14 protein-coding genes and 1 tRNA gene are annotated in these 21,685 nt (G+C 62.8%); 8 read left to right on the top strand and 7 right to left on the bottom strand.

Annotation, left to right across the window (positions count from 1 at the left end; genetic code table 11):
* From AC16HO_RS00750 to AC16HO_RS00760, 3 genes are all read left to right on the top strand, one after another.
* Positions 1–1,319 (top strand): hypothetical protein (locus tag AC16HO_RS00750; protein WP_484335253.1); only part of this gene is annotated, 1,319 nt, incomplete at its 5' end.
* A gap of 2 nt (positions 1,320–1,321) precedes the next feature.
* Positions 1,322–2,284: a hypothetical protein gene (locus tag AC16HO_RS00755; RefSeq protein ID WP_164081871.1), complete on the top strand. Its 963-nt coding sequence runs from the start codon at positions 1,322–1,324 to the stop codon at positions 2,282–2,284.
* 72 nt (positions 2,285–2,356) lie between these two features.
* Positions 2,357–2,587 (top strand): DUF2188 domain-containing protein, encoded by a 231-nt coding sequence (locus tag AC16HO_RS00760; RefSeq protein WP_034022813.1) that lies wholly within the window; start codon positions 2,357–2,359, stop codon positions 2,585–2,587.
* A gap of 294 nt (positions 2,588–2,881) precedes the next feature.
* Here AC16HO_RS00760 and AC16HO_RS00765 read toward each other — a convergent pair.
* The 5 genes from AC16HO_RS00765 to AC16HO_RS00785 form a co-directional block, all read right to left on the bottom strand.
* Positions 2,882–2,957, bottom strand: a tRNA-Ala gene (locus AC16HO_RS00765).
* Positions 2,958–3,133: 176 nt separating this feature from the next.
* Positions 3,134–4,438, bottom strand: coding sequence for a threonine synthase (gene thrC / locus AC16HO_RS00770; protein ID WP_395644052.1), 1,305 nt, complete (start codon positions 4,436–4,438; stop codon positions 3,134–3,136).
* On the bottom strand, positions 4,435–5,352 hold the full coding sequence (locus AC16HO_RS00775; protein ID WP_395644127.1) for a homoserine kinase: 918 nt from the start codon (positions 5,350–5,352) through the stop codon (positions 4,435–4,437). The genes thrC and AC16HO_RS00775 overlap by 4 nt, the downstream gene beginning before the upstream one ends.
* A 2-nt stretch (positions 5,353–5,354) precedes the next feature.
* Entirely contained in the window at positions 5,355–7,868 is a 2,514-nt protein-coding gene (gene thrA / locus AC16HO_RS00780) for a bifunctional aspartate kinase/homoserine dehydrogenase I (protein WP_395644128.1), read from the bottom strand.
* A gap of 263 nt (positions 7,869–8,131) precedes the next feature.
* Positions 8,132–9,220 carry a ribonuclease D gene (locus tag AC16HO_RS00785; protein WP_395644053.1) on the bottom strand — a complete coding sequence of 363 codons (1,089 nt, stop codon included), beginning with the start codon at positions 9,218–9,220 and terminating at the stop codon, positions 8,132–8,134.
* 140 nt (positions 9,221–9,360) lie between these two features.
* Between AC16HO_RS00785 and AC16HO_RS00790 the strand changes: the two genes are divergently transcribed.
* The 4 genes from AC16HO_RS00790 (at position 9,361) to AC16HO_RS00805 (ending at position 17,860) form a co-directional block, all read left to right on the top strand.
* A complete protein-coding gene (locus tag AC16HO_RS00790; RefSeq protein ID WP_395644054.1) occupies positions 9,361–11,286 on the top strand; it encodes an SUMF1/EgtB/PvdO family nonheme iron enzyme in 1,926 nt (641 codons plus the stop codon).
* Positions 11,287–11,373: 87 nt separating this feature from the next.
* Positions 11,374–14,223, top strand: coding sequence for a putative bifunctional diguanylate cyclase/phosphodiesterase (locus tag AC16HO_RS00795; protein ID WP_484335254.1), 2,850 nt, complete (start codon positions 11,374–11,376; stop codon positions 14,221–14,223).
* Positions 14,224–14,622: 399 nt separating this feature from the next.
* A complete protein-coding gene (locus AC16HO_RS00800) occupies positions 14,623–15,675 on the top strand; it encodes an HD-GYP domain-containing protein (RefSeq protein WP_395644129.1) in 1,053 nt (350 codons plus the stop codon).
* Between the two features lie 4 nt (positions 15,676–15,679).
* The gene (locus tag AC16HO_RS00805) at positions 15,680–17,860 is read left to right on the top strand and encodes an ATP-binding protein (protein WP_395644056.1); all 2,181 of its coding nucleotides are present in this window, start codon (positions 15,680–15,682) and stop codon (positions 17,858–17,860) included.
* Positions 17,861–18,473: 613 nt separating this feature from the next.
* Here AC16HO_RS00805 and AC16HO_RS00810 read toward each other — a convergent pair.
* Together AC16HO_RS00810 and AC16HO_RS00815 are read right to left on the bottom strand one after the other, a co-directional pair.
* On the bottom strand, positions 18,474–19,436 hold the full coding sequence (locus tag AC16HO_RS00810; RefSeq protein WP_395644057.1) for a crotonase/enoyl-CoA hydratase family protein: 963 nt from the start codon (positions 19,434–19,436) through the stop codon (positions 18,474–18,476).
* Between the two features lie 206 nt (positions 19,437–19,642).
* Positions 19,643–21,322 carry an AMP-binding protein gene (locus AC16HO_RS00815; protein WP_395644058.1) on the bottom strand — a complete coding sequence of 560 codons (1,680 nt, stop codon included), beginning with the start codon at positions 21,320–21,322 and terminating at the stop codon, positions 19,643–19,645.
* Between AC16HO_RS00815 and AC16HO_RS00820 the strand changes: the two genes are divergently transcribed.
* Positions 21,315–21,656 carry a hypothetical protein gene (locus AC16HO_RS00820; protein WP_395644059.1) on the top strand — a complete coding sequence of 114 codons (342 nt, stop codon included), beginning with the start codon at positions 21,315–21,317 and terminating at the stop codon, positions 21,654–21,656. The two genes, AC16HO_RS00815 and AC16HO_RS00820, sit on opposite strands and share 8 nt — an antisense overlap.
* Positions 21,657–21,685 lie beyond the last annotated feature (29 nt).

Raw genomic sequence — 21,685 nt, forward strand, 5'->3', positions numbered from 1 at the left:
ATGTTCAGAAACCCTGTCGCTGGCCCGTGCAGCCCGATCCCCGGTCGCAGACCTCCGACGCCGATCCAGAAAGGACGAACAAGATGAAGAAAACCTTTGTCGACGTGATGCTCGAGCTGCCGGTGGATGCCACGCTGCGCGACTTCCTGACCTCACATGGCCTGCCCGTGCCGAACGGGTTCGCGTGGGACGATACGCCAGAGACCAGCCAGTTCCTGGTGGAGGCAATCAAGGTTTGGCCGGATGCTGATGCCCGTGACCGCATGGCAGCCAACCTCAATGCCAGCGTCCAGTTGGGTGATGCGGCAGGCAAGCAGGCGATGTTTGAGGCGGCCGTCGATGATGCGGCCGCCTTGTCCGGTCTGGCCTTGTGCTCCAGTGATCTGCACCGTTCGTTCTGGCTCTATGCTCACCACCCGGCGCTGTTCGAGCGCGCCTGCGATTTCGACCATTGGGAACACCACGGTTCACAAGCGCAACACTATGACATGGGGTTGAAGCGCAAGCCCATCGGTAGCGACACTGCGCTGGCCGGATTGCGCCACAGCATCTCGGCCTTTTACAAGCGCGAGCTGCAATGCGGGGACGGCAGCGTGGCCTATCTGGTGACGCGCACGCCCGGCATCCACTTGCTGATCGTTCACGTCAAGGATTCGGCCATGTTGCGGCTGGAGTTCGAAGGCGTGACGCTGACGCGCCGCATCGGCAATCCCAACATCCCGCTGGCGCTGGAATATTCCGAGACCACCGGCGTCGTGCGCGCGCTGGTGCGTGGTGGGGCGAAGTACCAGCAGATGCTGATCGATGCCTTCGCCGAGCATGTGCTGGGTGTCAAAGCCCATGCCCAGAAAATCAAACCGCCGACCCTGGATTTGTCGATGTTGCGCACCGGCTTCGACGTGCCGGAGGTGTTCGAGGATGGGTTTTCGCTGGTGCAACTCAAGGCGCTCACTCTCCTCAGCCCGGGCGGTGATCTGAAAATCGAGTGCACCGCGATGCAGGCCAGTCAGCAGCGTTCGGTGCATGAGTTGCTGAAGGAACAACTGCCCGGCCCGTTGGAAGGCAACTGGGCGGTGACGGCGGCGCAGGTCAATCTGTACTACCCGCCAGAGCCAGGACGCACACGGCCCAAGGTGGTCAGCATCGAAGTGACCAGCAAAGGGCGGCTGAACCTCAACAAATTCGACGCCAAGATGCAGGCGCAACTGGAAGGCTATCTGGTCGCGGTCGGCATCTTGCAGAAGGGCCAAACCCTGAGCGCGCACGAAATGCCGCCGGAAACGGATGCCGTTGGTTCAACCCCAGTGATCGAGGACTGACGATGGCGACGCACGACGCTTGGGCCTTGATCTGCCGCCTGTTCGCGGGTGGCACGCCTGTACTGCGCGCCATGTTGTCGCCGCGCGAGGCAGTGGCGCTGTCCATACTCGGCAAGGCGGTCAAGCCGACGGTCATGGATCAGTCCTTCGTGCTGTGCCCGCACTGCCAACAGCATCGGGCGCAGGTGTGGAGCGATGGTCGTGGCGGACGGATGTGCCGTTGCCCGGACTGCGGGCCAGTGACCGTCGAGGCCGCCGATGGTGCGGCGCTGGTCTTGGATGAGGATTGGCTGCGCCAGAAGATGCGCCTCGCGCTCGGTATTGAAAGTCGCGATGGCATCGATGACCTCGGCGGCGGAGCGTGGCGGCTGGGCGATGCCCGGCGTTCGCCGGTGCTGCTGGCGCGCGATCTGACGCGGGTGCTGCACGAACCTGCGCTGCTGGAGCGGGTGCGCGTGGCGGGCGGTGACATCCGGGTGATCACGCCGAGGCCGAGCACGACGCGCGGAGCGCCCTTCGGCGCGGGCGTCGAGTGGTTGGCGCTGGAGGAGCGCTTCGCGTTCTATGGCGGCGGGATCACGTTCATCGCCACGCCGTCACCCGTGGCGCAAGCAGTCGCCGATCCGGCCACGCCAGTGAACGGACCGTTCTCGGCGGACTTCAGGTGGGCGACGCTGCCGGATGTTCAGGCCACGCCGATCCAGTTCACCAAAGGTCAGGCCAGCGTGTTCAAAGCTCTCTGGGAACTCAAGGGCGTCGAGGTGGATGGCGAAAGGGTCATGCAGCGCACCGGCCAGAAGAGCGACAAGCCCATCGACCTGTTCAAGATCAAAGCGAAAGACAAGGGCAATCCTCTGCATGCGGCACGGCTTGCGGCCTACGGCGCACTCGTGGTCACGCAGCGACGCGCGGGGCTATATGCGATGCCGTGTGCGGCAGCGAGAAAGGAGGTTGTCATGACGTGAGCACACCACCCGACGCGCCGAGGCTCGCGCGATTTCAAGAGCCTGACCTTTTCAATTTTTGGAGCATTTGAAATGAGCAGAAAAAACCAATGGGTCGTACCCGTCAACGGCGGTGATCAGTGGGGCGTGCGCGGTGAAGGCAACGACCGCCTCACCTCCGTCCACGACACGCAGCAACAGGCGATTGACCGTGCGCGGGACATCGCCATCAACCAGCAGAGCGAGATGTTCATCCAAGGTCGTGACGGCCAGATCCGTGAGCGCAACAGCTACGGTCATGATCCGTTCCCGCCCAAGGGCTGATGTTGGGGCTGGCCTCGCGGGTTTGCACGGGCAATCTGGAACAGCAAACCCGCGAGCCAACCATTCCCACCGGCACACGCACAAACCATTGACGGAAAACGCCGCCTGCGTGTGCCACGGCGAAGAAGTTGGCGCAGGTTTCGAGAGAAGATAGGGCGAAACAGGGGCGAACCGGGCCGGTCATGCCGCTCACGGGCGGAGCGGCTGGCACATGCAAAATGGCCCGGAACCCCGCGCGGCTTGGGGAACCCACAAACGAAAACGCCCAACCGAGAACGGTTGGGCGCTGAATAGTGGTGGAGTGGAGGAGGATCGAACTCCCGACCTTCGCATTGCGAACGCGACGCTCTCCCAGCTGAGCTACCACCCCGTAATTGGATGAATCTTCAGGCGTCCTGCCGCAAGTTCCGTGAAAACGGTCGCGGCATAGCCGCGCCACGTTTCCCCAATCGGCGACGATGCCGCCGATTCGTTGACGCATCCCGCGCCAAGGTTCAGCTTTGTGAGCCGCGCATGATACAAGATGATGGCCGCCGCGCCAAGCCTTTAATTCGCTGCGAGAATTTCGCGCAACGCAGCGTAGTCGTTGGCGAGCGAATCGGCGTGTGCCGGCCGCGCAAGCAGCGCGGCGAGGCCGGGTGGTAGCGGAACCGCCATGCCGATGAGCGGCTCGACGATGCTGTCGAACTTGGCCGCATGGGCAGTGGACACAATGGCCCAGTCCTCGATGGACTTCGCGCTGCCGTTCGCGCGCATCGTATCGAGCAGATGCATCGCGGTTGCCGTGTGCGGGCAGAGAACTTCGCCGTGGCGCGCGTGGCGTTCGCGGATCGTCGCGCGGATTGTTTCATCGTCGACCGACAGCGAGACGAACTCGCGGCGCAACGCGGCGGCATCCGGGTAAAGCCAGGTCAGGCGCTCGAAGTTGCTCGGCGCGCCGACATCCATGGCGTTGGCGATCGTCGCCACGCTCGGCTGCGCGCTGTAGTCGGCACCGGCGAAGAAGTCCGGCAACACGCGGTTGGCGTTGGTCGCCAGCGCGATGCGTCCGATCGGCAGGCCACAAGCGCGCGCGAGCACGCAGGCGACGGCATTGCCGAGGTTGCCGGTGGGCACCACGAAGTTCAGCACCACGCCGGTCGCGTGGAGGTGTCGCAGCGCGGCGTCCGCGTAGTACGCCATTTGCGGCAGCAGGCGACCGAGGCTGATGCTGTTGGCGGAGCTGAGCGGCGCGATCGCACGCAATTCACCGTCGCTCAGTGCCTGCTTGGCCATGCGTTGGCAGTCGTCGAATGCGCCGTCGACACGAAATGCGCGCACGTTGCCGCCGAAGCAACCGAGCTGATGCGCCTGGCGCGGTGAGACGCGGCCGTCGGGGTAGAGGATCGCGACCTTGAAGCCGGGCAGGTTGGCGAATGCGGCACCGACTGCCGCGCCGGTGTCGCCCGACGTAGCGACGACGATCGTGAGCGGCTTGCCGCTGTCGCGCGGGAGGCGCTGCATGCACGCGGCGAGGAAGCGCGCGCCGAAGTCCTTGAACGCGGCGGTGGGGCCGTGGAACAGTTCGAGCACATGATCGCGCGGTGTCGCCAGCGGATGCAGTGGCGCGGGGAAGGTGAAAGCTTGCCTGCAGATCGCCTCGAGTTCGGTGGCTAGCGCGTCGCCGGCGAAGAACGGCGCGAGCAGGCGCGCGGCGACGGCCGGCAGGTCGCTGCAGCCGTCGAATGCGGACGGTGCGAGCTTCGGCAGCGACTGCGGCACGTACAAGCCGCCATCGGGGGCCAGGCCGGCGGCGAGCGCAGCGGAGAGTCCGGGCGCGGGAGCGTGGCCTCGTGTGCTGATGTATTTCATGCGATGACGTGTGCTGCGGGCCCGTTGACAGGCGAGACGAAGGATTCGCTGGCGAAGCCGGCTGTGGCGAAGGCGGTTTGCATGGCCGGTGCGGCGGCGTCGGCCTCGGCGCGCGATTCGAACCAGGCGAACACGGACGGGCCGGCGCCGGAAATGCTCGCGCCCAGCGCGTGGTGATCGAGCGCGGCCTGCCTGACCCGGCTGAAGCCGCCGATCAGCGGCGCACGGCGTGGTTCGACGAGCACGTCGTTCAGGCCGGCGCGGACCAAACTCGCATCGCCGCGCTGACAGCCGGCGAGAACGAGGGCGAGGTTTGCGCTCTGGGCGACGAAATCGCCGATCGCGTACGCGCCTTTGAGCGCCGCGCGCGCGCGCCGCGTTTCGAGCACCGCGTCGGGATGGACGAGCACGCTGTGCCAGCCTTTCGGTACGGGAATCTTGACCAGATGGTCGAGCGTGGCGAGGACGACGCCGCCGAGCAGCATCGGCCCGATGTTGTCGCCGTGACGGCCGCCGCTGGCGACGGCTTCGCCGGCCAGCGCATGGGGGTACAGTTGTTCGGCAGTGAGCGGCGCGTCGAGCAGGGCATTGGCGGCAATCAGCGCGGCAACGCAGGATGCGGCCGAACCGCCCATGCCAGAGCCGAAGGGAATACCCTTGTCGAGTTCGATTTCGAAGCCGAACGGCAGGTTCAGCGCTTTGCGCAAGGCGATAAGAGCAGCGCCGGCCGTGTTTTTTTCCGCATCCAGCGGCAGCGCGACCGGCGCGTTGCGGATCGCGGTGATGCGCACGCTCGCCTCCGCGATGCGGCGCACCGTGGCGCGGTCGCCCGCACCGGCAAAGCTCTGGCCGAGAATGTCGAAGCCGACGCCGAGGTTGCCGATCGAGGCAGGCGAAAACGCCGTGGCTTGCATCCTCATACACGCGCACCGAGCGAGGCGGCGACGCGCAGCAGGTCGGCGAACACGCCGGCGGCGGTGACGTCGGGACCGGCACCCGGGCCTTGGATCACCATCGGATTGCTGTTGTAGCGCTTGGTCGAAAACTGCACGACGTTGTCGGTCAACTGCAGGTTGGCGAAGGCGTGCGAGCGCGGCAGTTCGACGAGGCCGACGCTGGCCTTGCCGTCGCGGTCGAGCTGGGCGACGTAGCGCAGCACGCAGTCGCGTGCCTTGGCGTCGGTGTAGCGTTTTGCGGTCGAGGCGTCCAGTTCGGAAAGACGCGACATGAACTCGTCGCGCCCCGTGGCGAGCAGCGACGCGGGCACGAGGTTTTCCACCGCGACGTCTTCGAGCGACAGTTCGCGCCCTGCCTCGCGCGCCAGGATGACCAGCTTGCGCGCCACATCGACACCGGAGAGATCGTCGCGCGGATCGGGCTCGGTGTAGCCGAGCTGGTGCGCCTCACGCACCAGTTCGGAGAACGGCGTCGTGCCATCGTAACGGTTGAACAGCCAGGCCAGCGTGCCGGAAAAGATGCCAGCCACCGCGGTCAGCTCGTCGCCGGTATCGATCAGGTCGCGCAACGTCTGCATCACCGGCAGACCGGCGCCGACGGTCGCCTCGTAGCGGAAACGGCCGCCGCCTTGCGCCGCGGCGGCGCGGATCGCACGGTAACGTTCGATCGGGCCGGCACCGGCCTGCTTGTTCGGCGTGATGACATGAATACCTGCGGCCAGCCATTGCGCGTACTTCGCCGCGACTTCGTTGCTGCCGGAGCAGTCGAGGATCACCGTATGCGGCAGGTGCGCGGCGATCAGGTGGCGCATGAAGCCGTCGATGTCGTTGCTGACGAAGTCGCCGTCGCGATCGCGCCAGTTCGCGCCGAGGTCGAGCTCGTCGGCGAGCAGGTACTTGGTCGACAGGATCGCGCGCAGACGCAGGTCGAGCCCGGCCTCGCGACGCAGGCGCGGCGCCGCGGCCGAGATCTGGTCGAGCAGGGCGGCACCGACCTTGCCCGGGCCGATCAGGCCGACCGAGATCGTCTGCGGCGAAAGCCAGAATGCGGCATGGGCAGCGCGCAGCGCCAGCGTCGCCTGCTGGTTCGATATCGCCACCGAGATGTTGCGCTCGGAGGCACCCTGGGCAATCGCGCGGATGTTGATGTGCGAGCGTGCGAGCGCATCGAACAGACGTGCGGCCACGCCGGGAACGCCGGCCATGCGGTCGCCGACGACCGCGAGCACGCTGATGTCGCGCGACACCTGCACGCCGTTGATCTGGCCTGCGTGCAGCTCGCGCGCAAACGCGCCTTCGATCGCGGCGCGCGCGGTGTCGGCCTCCGCGAGCTTGACCACGCAGCAGATCGAATGCTCGCTCGATCCCTGCGAGATCATCACCACGGATACGCGCGCGGCGCGCAGTGCGGCGAAGACTCGCTCGGCCGTGCCGGGCACGCCGATCATTCCGGTGCCTTCGACGTTGAGCAGAGCCAGCCCGTGGGCGAGGGTGAGGCCCTTGACCGGGCCATTCTCGTCGCCGGCCGCGTCGATGCGCGTACCCGGAAGTTCGGGCTTGAACGTGTTGCGGATCAGGATCGGCAGGCCGCGAGCGATCGCCGGCGCCATCGTTTGCGGGTGGATCACCTTGGCGCCGAAATAGGCCAGTTCGCAGGCCTCGTTGTAGCTCATCGCCGACAACGTGACCGCCTCCGGCTCGATGCGCGGGTCGGCGCTGAGCACGCCGTCGACATCGGTCCAGATATGCAATTCCTCCGACTTGTACAGTGCCGCAAAAATGGCACCGGAGTAGTCGCTGCCGTTGCGGCCGAGCACGGTATCGCGGCCGTCCTCGTCGCGTGCGACATAACCGGTGACGACGAGGCGTGATTGCGGATGCGACTGGCGCCATTGCGCCAGGTTGGACTCGGTTGCTTCCCAGTTGACGGCGACGCCGAGTTCTTCGTGGCGCACGACCAGCACTTCGCGCGCGTCGCACCAGGCGTAGTCGGAACCGAGCGATTGCAGCAGGGCATGCAGTAGCCGTGACGACCAGACTTCGCCGTTGCCACTGATCGCCTCGGCGACGCCGTGGCCCGCGCCGCGCAGCACGGCGATTGCGTCGAGTATCCGTGCGAGTTCGTCGAAACGCGCGTTCAGCCATTCCCGTGCCGGTGTGGCGTTGCCCGCCAGGAGCGCCGCCGCGGTGTCGAGATGGCGTTGGCGCAGGACTTCGAATTGCTCGTGCCAGGGTTGGTTGGCCGCGGCGGCATTGACCAGCGCGAGCAGTGCGTCGGTCACCCCTGACATTGCTGAAACGACAACAACCTGGGTCATTTCGGGTCGGGCACGTACCAGGTCAGCAACATGGCGAATGCGTGCCGCATCGGCCATCGACGTGCCGCCGAACTTGTGCGCGACGTTGGTCAACGTATTGACACGCCGTGACGGTGACTGACCCGTTGCGACGGGGTGGGGCGGATGAGCGAGCATGGTCATGTAACCTCCGGGGAGGCCGCGCATTCTACCGGAGGAGGCGGCGCGATCCGCATCCTCGTCGAGGTGCGGGGCCGTGGCTTGGGGAATTCAATCGCACACGACGGGCCGCACTACACGGGTAGTGGTAATGGCCGTCGTTGCAGTCGTCGTGCTGTGGTGCATGGTTGTAGTGGAACCGATCCACGGCCGTGCTGTCAAGCCATTTGGCCGTCTGGACGGCCAAATATCCGGCTCGGTGCCGGTGCTCGCGCCATGGGTCAGGGAAGTTTCGCGTTGAGAGCGTCGAACAGCAATGGTTTGCGCCAGCCCTCGAGCGCGCCCGGCCAGACGCGGTCGGTGAGCAAAGCCTCGATGTGGCGGCGCGGGCAGAGCAGGCCCTCGGGCAGGTTCAGTCTCCGGGCGACGTCCGCTACGGCGTCCTTCATCGCGGTCAGTGCGCGTTTCTCAGCAGACGACATCGGTGGCGGAATCGGCAACGTTGCGACATCGTCTTCGTCCGGCGGCATCTGCAGCAGGGCAAACAGTTCCGCGCGCTGCGGACCGCGCAAGGCGCGCAGGCCCTTGCTGCGCTCGAACAGTTCGTCGGCGTCGGCCGGCGGCCGCTGCGCGAAATCGAGCGCATGGGCGTCGTCGAGCAACCAGGAGCGCGGCCTGTCGTGGCGACGAGCGGCAGTCTCCCGCCAGCGCAGCAGGCGTCGCAACAGGATCTGGCTGTGGCGCTGCCAGTCGGCGGCAGTGCGGAAGGCGCGTTGCGGCTGCGGATCGGGTGGCGCGTGGCGCACGCGCTCGACCATGCGCTGGCAGTCCTCGGCCAGCCATTCGCTGCGCCCCGACGATTCCAGCGCATCGGCCAGACGCGCATGCAGTTGCGGCAGCCATGCCACGTCCTGCGCGGCGTACTCGAGCTGCGCGGCACTGAGGGGGCGTTGCAGCCAGTCCGAGCGCGTCTCGGATTTGGGCAGGTCGACACCGAACAGGGCGGCGACGAGCTTCTGGTAGGAAACGCCGAAGCCGAGACCTGCCATGGCGGCGGCGATCTGCGTGTCGAACAGATTCGCCGGACCTTCGGGCACGATGCCGGCGAGCGCTTCGAGATCTTCGCTCGCGCTGTGCATCACGCAAACGCGGGACGGGTCACGCAGGATGGCACCGAGCGCGGCGTGCTCGCCGAGCCGGGGCGAGTCGAGCAGCGCGACCGCGTCGCCGAGCTTGATCTGCACCAAAGCGAGAATCGGCGCGAACGTGTTGGTGCGCATGAATTCGGTGTCGAGTGCGACGACCTCGTGGTTGGAACGGAGGGTGGTCCATTCGGTCAGCGCGGTGTCGCTGTCGATCCAGATGTGCATCGGGAGCCTTGTTTGCGCGCGCGGCGGCGGGATGGGGAACTGTGGTGCGCGTGCGCAACGGTTGCGGGTTGCGGCACGCGGGCGCATAGCCTAAGGTTCCACCGCAAGAATGTCAGCCGATTTTTCCAGCAGCCTCTTCGATGCCAGGTAGCGATGTCGTCAACAAACAGACTGCGCTTGGCGGTGCCGCAGGCATCGCCCTGCTGCTGTTCGCGCTGACCTGGCGTTTCTTCCCGGGCATGCCGGCGCCGCAATCCGTGCCGGCGTTGCCCGCCGATACGGCCGCGCAAAGCCGGCCGTTGGTCGTCGCGCAGGCGCAACCGTCCGCCGCAAGCGTCTCGGCATCGACCGCGGAGCGCGAGCGGGCCGCGCAATGGGGGCCGCCGATCAGTCTCGCGCCGCCGCCGCCGCCCGCGCCGAAGGAGATCGCGGCCTTGCTGAAGAAGGCCGACGACGCCTTTGCGAAGGGGCGGCTGCTCGACGCCAAGGATGGCGCGCTGGCGTTGTACCGACAGGTGCTCGAAGCCGACAGGCGCAGCGCGCCGGCGAAGGCAGGGGTGGAAAAAGTGCGCAATGCGGTGCTGCAACAGGCCAGCGACGCGCTCGATCGTGGTGACGAGGATGAATCCGCCCATGCCATCGCCGCGCTGCGCGACGAGGCGCTCGACAGCGAACATGTCGACGAACTGCAGTCGCGCCTGAAGAGGCTGCGCCAGACCACGCCGCTGCTGACGCGCGCGGCCGGAATCCTGCATCGCGAGGCCAGGGATGACACCGAAGCGACGAAGAACCGCAACGAAGCGCTCGCGGTCTATCGCCAGGTCACCAAGATCGATCCGGGCAACAAGCTCGCAGACCAGGGTCTGGCGCAGATCGAGCGCAGCTATCTGGATCGTGCGCTTGCCGCCGCGGCACAGGACGACTACGCCGGCGCCGATGACGCGCTGCGCGTCGCATCCGCGATCCGGCCCGGCTCGCAACAACTGCTCGACACGCGCAGCCAGATCCAAGGCATCCGCGAGCAACGCGCGAGCGCGGTAATGGCGCAGGCCAATTCGGCGCTCGACGCCGGCAACGCGGACCTCGCGCAACTGCTCGCGCAGCGCGCGCTCGGTTTGAGCCCCGACCTCGCCGGAGTCGACGCGTTCAACGAGCGCCTGCGCAACGCGCGTCTGTATGCGAGCTACAAGCCGGGGCAGGTTCTCAACGATCCTTTCGTCGACCGCAACGGCAGGGCGCCAGCGCTCGTTGTCATACCGATCGGCAGCTTCCTGATGGGCTCGTCGGCGACCGAAGCAGGGCATCGCAGCACCGAGGAGCCGCAGCACGAGGTGAAGATCGCGTTGGGCTATGCGCTCGGGCGCGACGAAGTCAGCGTCGGCGAGTTCCGCGCGTTCGTCGATGATGCGAAGTACGTGACCGACGCGGAGAAGCTCGGCGGCTCGACCGTTTACGACGAGGACTCGGGGCGCACGATCGAGCGCCGAGGTGTCAGTTGGCGCAACGATTACAGCGGCGCCGTTGCCGGCGACGATCTGCCGGTCGTGCACGTGTCGTGGAACGACGCGGTGGCGTACGCACAGTGGTTGTCCGCGCGCACCGGCAAGCGCTACCGCCTGCCGAGCGAGGCCGAGTACGAATACGCGCTGCGCGCCGGTACGACGACGCGCTACTGGTGGGGCGACGGCAATCCGCCGCCGCGCATCGCCAACCTGACCGGCGACGGCGACAAATCGCCGATGCAACGGCGCTGGACCAACGCGTTCCCGCGTTACAGCGATGGTTACTGGGGGCCGGCGCCGATCGGCAAATTCCCGCCGAATCCGTTCGGGCTGCGCGACATCGACGGCAATGTCGCCGACTGGATCGAGGACTGCTGGCACGACAACTATCTGCGCGCTCCGGCCAACGGCCGCGCCTGGGTAAATCCCGGCTGCCAGCGTCATGTCGTGCGCGGGGCATCCTGGGGCAGCGCGCCCGACCAGGCGCGCTCGGCGTTCCGCACGAGCCTGCCGGTCGATGCGCGCAACGCGCAGGTCGGCATCCGCGTCGCGCGCGACCTGTAGCACTTGTGCGCCAGGTATATCGCCCTCGCCCCGATCCATCGGTCGCGGCGAACCGCGGATCGGGCGAGTGACGAATGCGTGTGTGATTTGGTCGATCGTGTGCCGCGACATCCGGCTTTGCCGCCAGTGTTTCCGGCGAGGCCGTCACAGGGGCGTTTGGCCGTCCCTGGGCGTATGATCGGCGCCATGCAGGGAGAACCGAGGGTGTCCGAGCAGGTGCTGATCCGGAAACTCATGCCGTTGGCATGGGGGTTGGCCGGACTCGTAGGCTTGCTTCTGCTCCTGATCGGAGTGGCGTTGCAGGTGCAACTCGCGCTTGCGGCACTTCTCAACGGGGAAAGCGCCTGGTCGAAGGCGCAAAAGCAGATCGTCGTCGATCTCCAGACCTACGCGGTGTACGGCGCCCCCGAAGCTCTGGACAGAGTTGAGCGCAATTTCACCTTGCTCGGCTATGACCGTTTCGCCCGTGACGAAGCACTCAAACCGGACTATGACCACGCCGCGGTCGTGCGGGCGCTGAGCCATGGCAACGTCGTAGGCGATGTGGTTCCGGTGCTCATTTTCGTGTTCCGCTACCTGCAGGGCGCGCCGTTCATGAACGAAGCGCTGTCCGCATGGCGTTCGACTGATTCGTCGATCGACGAACTCGGCGCCATCGCTGGCGAGTTGCGTAGTGAGCGCCATTCGCAATCCTGGGACGAACGCAAGCTGTCGCAGAAGATTGCCCGTATCTCCATGTTGAATGACTACATTCAGCCACGCGCCGAACTGTTTTCGAGAGCGGTATCCGGCGGCGCGATCTGGATAGCTCGCCTGCTGTTTTTCGGAGTATGCGCAATAGCGATCCTGGCTTGCCTGTTGTGGCTGAGCATCGCGCGACGGACGATGGCGAAAATCCATGGTACGGAGGATCGCTACAGGGTGTTGTTCGACAACGCGCCGGACGCGATCGTCATGGTCGACGAGAACGATGGCTTCGTGCTCGATGCCAACCGCACCGCCGCGAGCTGGTTCGGACGCGAGCCGCAGGAACTTGTCGGCAGGCGTTTCGTCGACATGGTTGCCAGCAACTCGGAGGAGGAGGCGCAGACTTCGACGACCGACCTGCTGTTTTCATTCGATGGCACATCGCGCCCGGTGGAAACCCAGTCGAGCCTGGCCCCTTGGGGCGAGAAGTCTGTCCGCCAGGTGATCATCCGCGATGTTTCCGAACGAGTGGCTATGGAGCAGGAGCGGCTCATCGCAGCCGAGGCGCTCGCTTCGGTGGCGGAAGGGGTGATCATTGCCGATGCGGCACGCAAGGTGATTGCGGTCAACGCTGCGCACACCGTTCTGACCGGCTTCACCGCCGAGGACCTTGCCGGATGCCGCATCGACGATATTCGCGTCATGCCTAGGGGTGAATCGCTGCCGCCGTCGCTGTGGCTGCAGATCGAGGCGATGGGTTCCTGGGTCGGAGAAGTCCGCGCGCACCGACGCGACGGTAGCGTCTACGACGAACGCTTGAGCATCAGCGTGATTCGTGACACGCAGGGAAGGGTCCTGCGCTTTATCGCGATGATTTCCGACGTCACCGCCGCGAAGTCGGACCGGTTGCAGCTGGAATATCTGGCCCGGCACGATCCGCTTACCGGCTTGGTCAACCGCGTGCAGTTCGAGGAGCATTGCACGCATGCGATCGCGACTGCCGAACAAGCTCGCGAGGCGGTATCGGTATTGTTCATCGACCTCGACGCGTTCAAGGCCGTCAACGACAGTTTCGGCCATGCGGTCGGCGATCGCCTGCTCGCCGTCGCTGCCGAGCGTGTAACCAGGCAGCTTGCGCCGCTTGACGTGGCAGGGCGCATTGGTGGCGACGAGTTCGCCGTGCTGGTGCGTGGGCTCGGCTTGCGCGAGGATGCGGTCGGTCTCGCGAACCGTTTGCTCGCAACTCTTTCCGATCCGTATCGCATCGACAACAACGAGATCGTTATCAGCGCCAGCATCGGCATTGCCGGCTATCCGCTCGATGCGCTGGACGCCGCCACGGTGATTGCCAACGCCGATGCCGCGATGTACGTGGCCAAGACCGAGGAGCGCAACGGTATGCGCTTCTACACGCCGATCATGCATGCGAAGGCGCGCAGTCGCCTGCAGATGGCGGCTGAATTGCGCCAGGCGCTCGCGCGTGACGAATTGCGGCTCATGTTTCAGCCGAGCATCGAGTTACGCAGCGGGCGGATAATGGCAGTCGAGGCGCTGCTGCGTTGGCAGCATCCGTCGCGTGGGATGATTGCGCCGGCCGAGTTCGTGCCGGTGGCCGAGAGTCTCGGCGTAGTGCGCCAGATCGACCAGTGGGTCATGCGCGCAGTGCTCACGAAGCTCATGGAGTGGAACCAAATCGGAATGCCGCCGATCCGCGTGGCGATGAATGTCTCGGCGAGCTGGTTCGGGCATCATGCATTTGTCGAATCGTTGAGTCGCGCGCTCATGGAAACCGGCGTGTCGCCGGCGCAACTGGTACTGGAAATCACCGAAAGTTCGGTCCTGCGACTCGGTGAGGGCACTGACCAGATAATGCATCGGTTGCACGCGCTCGGCGTCAGCGTGGCGATCGATGATTTCGGCACCGGCTATTCGTCGCTTGCATACCTGAAGTTGCCCGCGATCAGCTGGCTCAAGATCGACCGTTCATTCGTGCGCGGCCTGCCCGATGCGAATGACGCGGCAATCATTCAGGCCATTCTTGCCGTCGCCAAGAGCCTGGGCCTGCGCACTGTGGCCGAAGGCATCGAAACGGAAGCCCAGCATGATTTCCTGTCGCGTGCCGGCTGCATCGAAGGACAGGGTTACCTTTACTCGCACCCGCTGGGAGCGGCGGAGATCGAACGTCTGCTGCTGCCGAATCCGAATCTGGTCAAGGCGCGCCTGCAGCTCGTCTCGTCGGATGAGTCGTGAACTCTGGGTTGGGCAGGCTTCCGCAGCGGGCATGGGTTCGCAGCCGTCGCGGCGGCTTGGCATCCAATGACGTGCCCGACCAGGCGCGCTCCTTGGTGACGATGTGTGTATGTGTAGCCGGTACGCGCATCGCTGACGATTTGTTGTAGGCTGTTCGCGCCTCGCAGCGGCACTAGTTGCCGCCCTGCGTCACGGCGGGGGGTAAGTTATTCAATGCAACATATTGATTTATTTTAATTAAATTTTCGGCGCGAGTTTTGCTTTAGGCCCTTGGTGCAGGATTTTCTGCCAGGCAACTAAGGCGTAGTCGCCGTGCTTACTACCAATTTTCTGCCGGATTTGGACATTGCGACCCGCACCATGGAAACGGCGCGGTTCGGTCAACGCTTTCAGACGCCTATGAACATAGTGGTTGTCGACGACCAGCATTCCGCACGCTTGATGATGCGCAAGGTGGTAGAGGGCATCAGCCAGGACGTGCGCGTGTTCGATTTCGGCGATCCGATCGTTGCCCTGAAGTGGTCGAAGACCCAGCGGATAGACCTGCTTCTGCTCGACTATCGCATGCCCGGCTTCGACGGACTCGAGTTTGCACGCCGCTTTCGTCGCTTGCCGGCCAACCGCGATGTGCCGATCGTCCTGATCAGCGTGGTCGGCGATGAACCGCTGCGCCAAGCGGCGCTGGATGCCGGTGTGATCGACTTTCTGGTCAAGCCCGTGCGCCCGCGCGAGTTGCGCGCGCGCTTCCGCAACCTGCTTTCGCTGCGACGCCAAGGCGAGTCGGTCAAGGAGCGCGCTCGCTCGCTCGAAGAGCGCCTGCTTGCCAATCTGCAAGAGGTGGAGAATCGCGAGCGTGAAATCCTGTTTCGCTTGGCCAAGGCGGCCGAGTATCGCGATTTCACGACCGGCATACACCTGATGCGCATGTCGCACTACGTCGAACTTCTGGCCGAAGAACTCGGGTTGCCCGAAGACGACGTCCGCTGCCTGACGTTGGCTGCTCCCTTGCACGACATCGGGAAAATCGGCATCCCGGACTCGATCCTGCAGAAGAAGGGTGGGCTGACCGATGAAGAGATGCGGATCATGCGTCACCACCCGCTGATCGGCCACGAGATATTGCGCGACAGCCAAAGCAAGTTCATCAAGATGGCCGCCGTCATCGCCCTGCGGCACCACGAACGCTGGGACGGGAGTGGTTATCCGGATGGCCTGAAGGGTAATGAAATTCCGCTTGCGGCGCAGATCGTTTCGGTTGCCGATGTATACGATGCCCTTACGACGGAGCGGCCATACAAGTCTGCGTGGAGTTCCGCGAAGGCCTTGGACTATCTCGTCGAGAATCGCGGGGTTCTGTTTTCCCCGGTGTGCGTCGACGTCATGCTGGCCAACCAGGCCAGGTTGAGCGAAATTCAATACGCAAGTCTTGCGGCCAAAGAATTGGGGTATTGAAGCCATGGATCGGACGGTTTCGCACTCTCATACTCCAGGCTGCCTCGTCGAGTCGGCCGTCAATTTTTTTCGTGCCCGACTCTCAAACCGGCCCGACAGCGAACACCATCAAGCCATCATCCGCTTCGCCGTCGTAAGCGCCTATTTCGCGTACGTGGTCTGGCTGGAAATTGCCAGGGAGCATGTGGAGCATTTGTTCCAGTGGTCGCTGCTCATAGCGAGCCTGGAATTCATCGTCGGCGGAATCATTCTTGCCGGTATCGTGATCAATCCGGGGAAATCGCCGGCTCGGCGAATTCTCGGCATGGTCGCCGACTACACCGCGTTGGGGGCGGCGATGTATTTTCTCGGGGACCTCATGGCTCCCCTGTATGCGGTGTATCTGTGGGTGACCATAGGAAACGGACTGCGCTACGGTTTCAATTTTCTTATCGCGGCCATGACGCTGGCGACCGCCTCTTTCAGTTGCGTAATTCTATATACGCCCTACTGGTTGAGTAACCGCCCACTTGCATGGGGTTTGTTGGCAGGCCTGATTGCGCTGCCGGGATACATATCAAACTTGATCAGAGCCTTGCGGCACGCAACGGAAGAGGCCAGACAGGCGAACGAAGCCAAATCCCGATTCCTTGCTGCGATGAGCCATGAATTGCGTACGCCACTGAACGGTATTGTCGGCATGTCTGATTTGCTGTCAACCGCACGCCTTCCTCCCGAGGAAACCGAATACTCGCGAGTCATTCAGACATCTGCGCGAACCCTTCTCACGCTGATTGAAAACGTCCTCGATATCTCCGCGATTGAAGCCGGAAAACTGAAGCAGAAATTGAACGATTTTCGCGTCAGGGACTTGTTGAGCGAGATACATCTGATGCTGCAACCTCACGCATTGGAGAAGAAGCTTGATTTCGATGTGAATGTTGATGCGGAAGTCCCTTCCCTGATGAGGGGCGATGCCAACCATTTGCGCCAGGTTCTCATCAACCTCATAGCCAATGCCATCAAATTCACCGAGCGCGGATCTGTCAAAATCTCGGTGTCTCAGACAAAAAGAATCGAAGAGCGGGTTACCCTTAGGTTCTCCATTCGGGACACGGGAGTCGGCATTCCGGCTTCGGCGCAGTCGCGAGTTTTCGAAGCTTTTGAACAAGCCGACCAAGGCCATGGGCGCCGATTCGACGGCACGGGCTTGGGTACTTCGATTGCAAAAGCATTGACCGAGCTGGCCGGCGGAACCATTTCGTTTGAAAGCACGGAAGGCGAAGGATCACACTTCTGGGTGGATGTGCCATTTCAGGAGGTGGCGAATACGGCTCTTCTCGCGAACGATGCCGCCTCGAACCAGAATGTGATTTCGTTCGACGATCCGTTCATTCGGCACCGTGCCAGAGTCCCGCAAATGAACATTCTCATTGCGGATGACCAGCAGGCCAACTTGACGGTATTGAAGCGCATTCTTGAAAAATCGGGACACAAGGTTCAGCAAGTGAGCGATGCAGAGGAAGTGCTGGATCGTCTTGAGCACAGTCGATATGACGCAGTCGTGATCGACATGCATATGCCCGGGCTAAGCGGCCTCGATGTATTACGACATGCCAGATTCATGCAGGCGGGAAGCGAGGTGGCGCCGTTCATCGTATTGAGCGCGGACGCCACGCCCGAAATGAAGCAGGCCTGTGACCAGGCTGGTGCCAAGGCGTTCCTAACGAAACCCATCGCCACGCCGCTGTTGCTGGAAACACTTGCGGGAATAGCGCTTGGTGGTGCGGAGAGTGCGCCTTCGAAATCGGCAAAGCCACAGAGTTCCCTCATCGCATTCGAGGCGCCGCAGGTGCTTTCTCGTGACGTGCTCGATGATATTTCCCAGCAATTCGGCCGCGAGTTTTTGGATTTGTTCGTCGAAGAGTGCATGCGCGACCTGACGAAAAATTTTACAACCCTGGAAAAAGTCGCGATGACTTCGAACTGGGACGAGTTCCGCGATGTGTGCCATGCGATAAAGGGCGTAGCGGGCAATGTCGGTGCAACGGGTCTTGCAACCCTTGCTTCCGACGCCATGAAACTGGGTTATGGGGATCTAGAACGCGATTGGCGTGCGTGCCTCGCAGGTATGTCCGGGCAATTCAAGGCAGTAAGGCAGCAGCTGCCGCGTCTCGCGGTGGACAAGGCAACGCAAAATCTCTGAGTGCAAAGATCGATTCCGGGCCGACGGCATCGGTGTATCGACCGCAACGCGAACTCCGGTGAACCGTCTCGCTGAATGAACCGCCCCGGGAACGTCGGAGGCTGGTTGGTGTGAGTCAAGCCGCCATCAGCATCACACGTTGTTGCTGTTGCTGATGATATATCGCTTCTGCTTCCGCCGGCGGTCGGTGTCCGATCGAGGAGAGTAGCCGGTGATGGTTGAACTGACGTACTGGGCGAATTCAACGGATCGTCGCAACACCTCACGTTTGGAGATGGCGATGGGTACGAGGAAGACGCGAATAGGCCATGCGAAGATGCGATCATCAGGGCGCCCGTGCGTTTTGCACCGAGCAGAACGACGCCCGTTCTGGCAAGCGATCGCCGCTGGACGTTCGAGCGATGGCGCGGCTGACCACTGGATGCCAGTTTCGCAGGTGTTTCAGATCCTGTTCGGCGAGGAACACGTACCGACTGGCGCGCGAGGTCGAACCGCACGGGATTTGCAGCCCCTTCCTTGTTCGGCGCGGTGCGCTATCCCGATCGAAAGCTCGGATCTCCCCCACGGCAAGGCGGGAAAAATTTCGCTGAGCTTCGACGCTATCGGGAATGATTCATGCGACCACGGTCAAGCGCGGCGGATATGTCGATTCGTTTGGTGCCGAGTTGGGCATCTGAGGGTCTTGTTGAACTTCATTGGAGCGCTTTTGCTGCATGCGGACCAAACGCTCCATGGTTTTCAAAGACTTTTCTCCAAGCTGCAATGCCGTGTCTACCCATATTTCACTGATTCGCAAAAGCTCATCATATTGAACAGGGTCTGCCACTTCGCGCACTTGGTGCATTGCCATTCGCGCCCGGGCGATGCGCTGGTTCTGTCTAATCAAATTGGATACGGCTTGAATGCCTTCCCCTTTGGGTACAAGCACATCAATCACCCCCATTCGATGTAAGTCTCCTGAGGAGTATATCGTTCCGTTGAGCATCATATCCTCGGCAAGCTGCCTGCCGACGCGGCGCTTGAGGAACGTATAGGCCCCCATTCCCGGAAAGAGTCCGAAGAGAACTTCCGGAAAACCCATTCCAACCCCTTCTTCGGCGACGATGGTTTTGCAGGACAAGGCCATCTCGAAGCCGCCTCCGAGAGCATCGCCCTGCACCAACGCGATCGTGTGGAGGGGGTATTCCAAACAGGCCCTGTGCAAGTCGTATGCGCCTTGGACGCACCGAACCGCGTAAGCCAACAGCGCATCGCGGTCCCTGCGCCGTATCAGACGGCCAAACAGATCCAGGTCGCCACCGAGATTGAACACATTGGCGTCCGATGCCAGTACCAAATGATTAAGCAATTGTTCCGCCTCGTTCTCTGCTTTGTTCAGCCCGATGTCGTTCAGGCATTGCTGGAGGAAATGATGCATTTCCTTCAGGAGCAGGACGGAGCAGCAGGGTCGATATCCCTCGGCTCTGCTCAGATCCGTTCTATGCATGAAGAACCAGAAACTCTTCGAGCGTGGGTCGATTTCACTGCGCAGGAATTGATAGGATGTGTCACGCAGGGTCTGGTCGGCGACGTTCATTGTTGATTCCTCTTTCACGTTGATTCATTCGGGGAGAGTCGACTTGAGGGGCAGGCACGACATCACGAACCGCATGGTTCGGCAGCATACTCCCATGGATACGCGCTGCGGAGGTGTGACACGATACTCATAAAAATGCGTCGCCGAGTCGGAACTCACCGAATCAGGCAGCCAAGACGGCTCAATTGAGGATATACCCTCGGCATTTATTTTGGCGAGTCCCGGAGCTCGCGCCGCAGGATTTTACCGACGTTTGTTTTCGGCAATGAATCACGGAATTCGATGTACTTGGGCTGCTTGTAGCCCGTCAGGTTTGTCTTGCAGTGCTCGCGGACGATTTCCGCCGTGAGGTTGGCATCTTTTTTCACGATGACGAGTTTCACCGCTTCGCCAGATTTTTCGTCGGGCACACCGACCGCCGCGACCTCGAGTACGCCGGGACATGCGATGACGACATCCTCGATCTCGTTTGGATAGACGTTGAATCCGGAAACCAGGATCATGTCCTTCTTGCGGTCGACGATGTAGACGAAACCCCTTTCGTCGATGCGCGCAATATCGCCGGTGCGCAACCACCCATCCGACGAAAGCACCTTCGCGGTTTCTTCGGGCTTGTTCCAATAGCCGCGCATGACTTGCGGCCCGCGCACGCAAAGCTCGCCGACGCTGCCGATGTCGAGAGTCTTGCCGTCGTCGTCCTGGATCGAAACTTCGGTCGACGGGATAGGCAAACCGATCGATCCGTTGAATTCGGAAAGGTCGATCGGGTTGATGCATACGGCCGGCGAAGTTTCGGTCAAGCCATAGGCTTCGCCGAGAATGCAGCCGGTAACCTTGTGCCATCGATCAGCCACGGATCGTTGCACTGCCATGCCGCCACCGAGCGTCAAGCGCAGTTTGGAAAAATCGAGCTTGTCGAAACCGGGGGTATTGAGCAGCCCGTTGAACAAGGTGTTGACGCCGGTGATTGCCGTAAATGGCAAGTTTTTCAACGACTTGACGAAACCGGGCATGTCGCGCGGATTGGTGATGAGCTGGTTGAGCGCACCGGCGCGCATGAATACCAAGCAGTTCGCGGTAAGCGCGAGGATGTGATAAAGCGGCAGCGCGGTGATGATGATTTCTTCGCCCGGGCGAACGCCCGATGCGATCCACGCCGCAGCCTGTTGCATGTTCGCCACCATGTTGCCATGGGTCAGGATCGCACCTTTGGCGAGACCGGTGGTGCCGCCCGTGTACTGCAGGAACGCAATGTCCTCGTGCCCGATCTGCGTGGCGGGCAGTTGCCGGCCGGCACCCTGGGCCAGCGCGCGATTGAATCGCACGGCGTGATCGATACGGTAGCTCGGCACCATCTTCTTGACGTGCTTGACGACGAAGTTGGTGACAAGAGATTTCGGGAATCCGAGCAGGTCGCCGATCGACGTTGTCAGTACGTGCTTGACGTCGGTTTCGGCCAGCACTTCGGCGAGCACCGCAGCGAAGTTGTCGAGCACGACAATCGCCACTGCACCGGAGTCTTTGAGCTGATGGCGCAATTCGCGCGCAGTGTACAGCGGGTTGACGTTGACCACGGTCAGCCCGGCGCGCAGGATGCCGAATACCGCGATCGGGTACTGCAGGACGTTCGGCATCATCACCGCGACGCGGTCGCCCTTGCCCAGATTCAGCACGCTGCGCAGGTAGCTTGCGAAACCACGACTCAGTCGGTCCAGATCATCGTAGCTCAGCGTCCTGCCCAGGTTGGCGAATGCGGGACGGTGGCGGAACCGCTCGCAGGTCTCCTCGAACAATGCGGCAATCGAACTGTAGGCGTTGACATCGATTTCCGCGGGAATTCCGCTTGGGTAGCTCGCCAGCCAAGGCCGATCGTTGCTCGTGGTCATCATCCCTCCTGCTTTTGGATTTCTGTCGCGAAGCGAATTCCAGGCAAACGCTTGTTTGAGACGATTTGAGCATGCGGAAGCCGAACCGGCAAGCGGCAACGCAGCGGGAGAAATCCCTGAAATGGTGGCGTCGGGGGCGCATACGGTACGGTTTGCAACCCGTTTGCGCCAGTCTGAATTCCTGATTCGCGTCAATTCCCGGCTGTCAACACGGCGAAGGAAGCCTTTGGCTCGTCATTCCCGAGCGCGTTTGGCGGAAATCCAGCAACTTGGCTTTGATAGTTCGACGGACAGCGGGCACAAGGCGCTGGGTGACCAGCCTTCCGGCAGTTGAAAGCCTCGTCTTCGCGGGAGTGGCGATCT

This window comes from Rudaea sp., assembly GCF_057139185.1.